General features: G+C 68.1%; 3 protein-coding genes. 2 read left to right on the top strand and 1 reads right to left on the bottom strand.

Going from position 1 to position 4,559, the window contains the following annotated elements:
• The coding region (locus SGR02S_RS20330; protein ID WP_369691234.1) for a DUF6504 family protein at positions 1–522 on the top strand (522 nt) is incomplete at its 5' end.
• Positions 519–3,752 carry an error-prone DNA polymerase gene (locus SGR02S_RS18955; RefSeq protein ID WP_067113748.1) on the top strand — a complete coding sequence of 1,078 codons (3,234 nt, stop codon included), beginning with the start codon at positions 519–521 and terminating at the stop codon, positions 3,750–3,752. The genes SGR02S_RS20330 and SGR02S_RS18955, both read left to right, overlap by 4 nt.
• 321 nt (positions 3,753–4,073) lie before the next feature.
• Here SGR02S_RS18955 and SGR02S_RS18950 read toward each other — a convergent pair.
• A partial coding sequence (locus SGR02S_RS18950) for a flagellin (RefSeq protein ID WP_255211531.1) occupies positions 4,074–4,559 on the bottom strand: 486 nt, incomplete at its 5' end.

Raw genomic sequence — 4,559 nt, 5'->3', positions numbered from 1 at the left:
CCGCGGCTCGAGGCGCTCGGCGCGAGCCAGCTGCGGCTCGAAGGCGGGGCGGTACGGCGCGCGGCGATCGACGACCTGACCGACCGCCTCGCGGTCCGGCTCGGGCGCGGCCGCGTGCGCCGCCTTCGCCCCGCCGACACCCATATTCCCGAGCAGGCGCAGCTCGAACTGCCCGCGACCGACGCCGCGCCGCCGCAGCCCTGGCCCGCGGCGCCCGACGGCGAGCCGCCGCAGCGCCCCTTCTATCTCTTCGATCCGCCGCAGCCGATCGAGGTGATCGCCGAGGTGCCCGACGGGCCGCCGCAGCGCTTTCGCTGGCGCCGCGCGCTGCACGCGGTGCGTCTGTATGAGGGGCCCGAGCGCATCGCCGCCGAATGGTGGCGCCGCCGCGACAACAGGGGGCTGACGCGCGACTATTACCGCGTCGAGGATGTACAGGGCCGCCGCTACTGGCTGTTCCGCCACGGCCTCTACGACGAAAAGGACGGGCCGCGCTGGTATATCCACGGGCTGTTCGCATGAGCGAGGCCCCCGCCCCCGAACCGGATTTCGCCGAACTGGTCGCCGCAACCGGCTACAGCTTCCTGCGCGGCGTCTCGCATCCCGCGGAGATGGTGGGGCGCGCGATCGAACTCGGTATGGCGGGGATCGGCATCGCCGACCGCAACAGCGTCGCGGGGGTGGTGCGCGCCTGGGCGTTCCTGAAGGAGCTGGAGGTCAAGCGGCCCGAAAGCGTGGCGGGATTCCGCCTCGTCGTCGGGGCAAGGCTCGTCTTCGCCGACGGCACGCCCGATATCGTCGCCTATCCGGTCAGCCGGCATGGATGGGGGCGGCTGACCCGCCTGCTGTCGACCGGCAACCTGCGCGCGCAGAAAGGTGACTGCACCCTGTATCTGGACGATCTGCTCACGCATTCGGACGGCCTGCTACTGATCGCGATGGATGGCGACGAAGCGCTGCTCCGCACGCTGCGGCGCACGCGACCGAAATCGGTGTGGCTTGCGGCGACGATGCCGCGGTCGGGCGCCGACGCGCGGCGGCTCGAACGCCGCGCCCGGCTGGCGGCCGCGGCGGGCGTCCCGCTGCTCGCGACCAACGACGCGCTCTATGCGATGCGCGAGCAGCGTCCGCTGCACGACATCGTCACCTGTATCCGCGAGGGCACGACCGTCCACAAGGCGGGCAGGCTGCTTCACGCCAATGGCGAGCGCCATCTGAAGGCGCCGGCCGAAATGCGACGCCTGTTCCAGCCCTATCCGCGGGCGATCCGCGAAACCGGCCGGCTGCTCGCCCGCATCGGCTTCCGCCTCGACGAACTGCGTTACGATTATCCACACGAGCCGGTGCCGCCGGGGTGGAAGCCGTTCGCCTATCTCCACCATCTGGTGAAGACGGCGGCGGTAGAACGCTATGGGGTGCCGCTGCCGCCCAAGGTCCGGCGGCTGATCGGCAACGAGCTGCGGCTGATCCGGCGCCGCGACTATGTCCATTATTTCCTGACCGTTCACGATCTCGTCCGCTTCGCGCGTACGCGAAAGCCGCCGATCCTGTGCCAGGGGCGCGGATCGGCGGCGAATTCGATCGTCTGCTTCCTGCTCGGCGTCACCTCGGTCGATCCGATGAAGCACGAACTACTCTTCTCGCGCTTCATCTCGGCCGAGCGCGACGAGCCGCCCGACATCGACGTCGATTTCGAGCATGAACGGCGCGAGGAGGTGATCCAGCACATCTACGAGCGCTACGGGCGCGACCGCGCCGCGATCGCCGCGACCGTGATCCACTATCGCGCCCGCAGCACGATCCGCGAGGTCGGCAAGGCGCTGGGATTCAGCGAGGACGTCACCGCGCGGCTAGCCGACACGAGTTGGGGAAGCTGGGGCCAGGAGGTGCCCGTCGAACGGCTGGTCGAGGCGGGACTCGACCCCGCGAACGGCGAGATCGAGCGGTTGCACCGCTTCGTCGGCGAATTGCTGGGCCTCCCGCGCCACCTGTCGCAGCATGTCGGCGGCTTCGTGCTCACCGAAGGACGGCTCGACGAACTGGTGCCGATCCACAATGCCGCGATGGAGGAGCGCACTTTCATCGAATGGGACAAGGACGACATCGACGCGCTCGGGCTGATGAAGGTCGACGTGCTCGCGCTCGGCATGCTGACCTGCATCCGCAAATGCTTCGATCTGATGCGCGAGCATGGACTGGGCGACCGGACGCTGGAGGTCGACATCGAATGCGAGGACGAAGCCGTTTACGAGATGCTGCAAAAGGGCGACAGCATCGGCGTCTTCCAGGTCGAAAGCCGCGCGCAGATCAACATGCTGCCGCGGCTGAAGCCCAAGGAGTTCTACGATCTCGTCGTGCAGGTCGCGATCGTGCGCCCCGGCCCGATCGAGGGCGACATGGTCCACCCCTATCTGAAACGGCGGAATAAGGAGGAGGAGGTCACATTCCCTTCTCCCGCACCTCCTCACGATCCGGACGAGCTCCGCGACGTCCTCAGGAAAACCTTCGGCGTTCCGCTATTCCAGGAACAGGCGATGAAGCTGGCGATGGTCGCGGCGGGCTTCACGCCTGAGGAAGCGAACGGTCTGCGCCGGGCGATGGCGACCTTCCGCAACGTCGGCACGATCGACGATTTCCGCGAAAAGATGATCGGCGGCATGGTGCGGCGCGGCTATGAACAGGATTTCGCCGAACGCTGCTTCAAGCAGATCGAGGGTTTCGGCAGCTATGGTTTTCCCGAAAGCCATGCCCAGTCCTTCGCGCGGCTCGTCTATGTTTCCTCGTGGATCAAGCATTATCACCCCGCCGTCTTCGCCTGCGGCATCCTGAACTCGCAGCCGATGGGCTTCTATGCCCCCGCGCAGCTCGTCGGCGACGCGCGCGCGCATGGGGTCGAGGTGCGCGCGGCCGACGTGAACGCCAGCGGGTGGGACAACAGCCTCGAACGCCGGGACGACGACCGCCTCGCGCTGCGGCTCGGCTTTCGGCAGGTCGACGGGTTCCGCGAGGCGTGGGCGCAGCGGCTTGTCGAGGCGCGCACCACTCCCCCCGCCTCCCCGTTCGTCAGCGTCGAGGATCTGGCGCGGCGCACCGGTCTGCCGCCGCGCGCGCTGCGCCTGCTGGCGGAGGCCGATGCGTGTCGCTCGATGGAACTCGAACGGCGTCCGGCATTGTGGAACGCGCGAAGGGTGCGGCAGGGGGTGCTACCGCTGTTCGACGCCGCCGGGGCGGACGAACTGGGGCCGGAGGCGGAGGCCGACCTACCGCCGACGCCGCTCGTCGAGCATGTCCTCACCGATTATCAGACGACGCGTCTGTCGCTGAAGGGGCATCCGATGGCGTTCCTGCGCCGCGCCTTCACCGACGAGGGCGTGCTGAGCTGCACGGAGGCCGCGGCGGCGAAGAACGGGCGGATCGTCCGCACCGCGGGGGTCGTGCTGATCCGCCAGCGGCCGGGCAAGGGGAACGCGATCTTCATCACGCTCGAGGACGAGGGCGGGATCGTCAATGTGCTGCTGTGGGCGCGCCACTTCGAGCGCTATCGCCGCGCCGTCATGGCGTCACGGCTGATGCTGGTCGAGGGCGAGGTGCAACGCAGCCGCGAAGGCGTCGTCCACCTGATGGCAAGCCACATCGTCGACCGCACCGCGATGCTCGACGCGCTGGGCAACGCCGCGCCGCAGGCGCCGATGCCGCGCCCGGGCCATCCGCGCAACGTCCGCATCCTGCCCAAATCACGCGATTTCCATTGAACGCATAAAGGCCGAGAATATTCGCGCAGCGGCGCAAAGGCAGGGATACGGTTCGCGCCGGGCGATGTCCCCGACTGAAAAGCCCCGTGCTCCCGCGCAGGCGGAAGCCCAGAGCGGATAGCGCCAAGGTCGGCGTCGGATCGCTCTGGGTCCCCGCCTGCGCGGGGACACACAAGCCTTACACAGGCTCCGCCCCCATGGCCCCGGCGCCACCGCGCGAATCCAAACGAAAGACGCCCCGGTCGTGGGGAGACCGGGGCGTCTGGATCAGGCCAATAAGGGACCAACCAAAGTCGGCCTGAAAATCAGTCGTGCGATGTCTTAGCGCAACAGGTTCATCACGCCCTGCTGGCTCTGGTTCGCCTGGGCGAGCATCGCCGTCGAGGCCTGGGCGAGGATGCCGGCGGCCGCGAGGTTGGTCGATTCGGCCGAGAAGTCGGCGTCCTCGATACGCGACTTCGAGTCCGCCAGATTGGTGACGCCCGACGTCAGATTGTTGATCGCCGCGTCGAGGCGGTTCTGCTGCGCACCCAGGTTGGCACGCTCGGTCGCCACCGTCTGGATCGCGTCGTCGAGAATCTTCAGCGCGTCCTTGGCGTCGGCTTTACCGGCCGTCACGGTGGTCAGCGACAGGTCGATGTCGGCAACCGAGCTACCGGCAACCGGCGTATTGCCTGCCGTCGCAACCGTGCCCAGCGCGTTGGCATGCAGATCGCCGATCGTGATCGTCACCTCGTCACCACTGTTGAGACCCGTCTGGATATCGAAGCTGGCAGCGGTGGTGGCCGTGTTCGCGCCGCCATTGGT

The organism is Sphingopyxis granuli NBRC 100800 (genome assembly GCF_001591045.1).
In the GTDB taxonomy this organism is placed as follows: Bacteria; Pseudomonadota; Alphaproteobacteria; order Sphingomonadales; family Sphingomonadaceae; genus Sphingopyxis; species Sphingopyxis granuli.
The sequence above is the reverse complement of the archived record's forward strand: the minus strand, read 5'-3'. Positions and strand labels throughout refer to the sequence as shown.

Excerpts from the sequence above, each read along its gene's own strand:
- SGR02S_RS18955 (WP_067113748.1), top strand. The coding sequence starts at position 519 with ATGAGCGAGGCCCCCGCCCCCGAACCGGATTTCGCCGAACTGGTCGCC.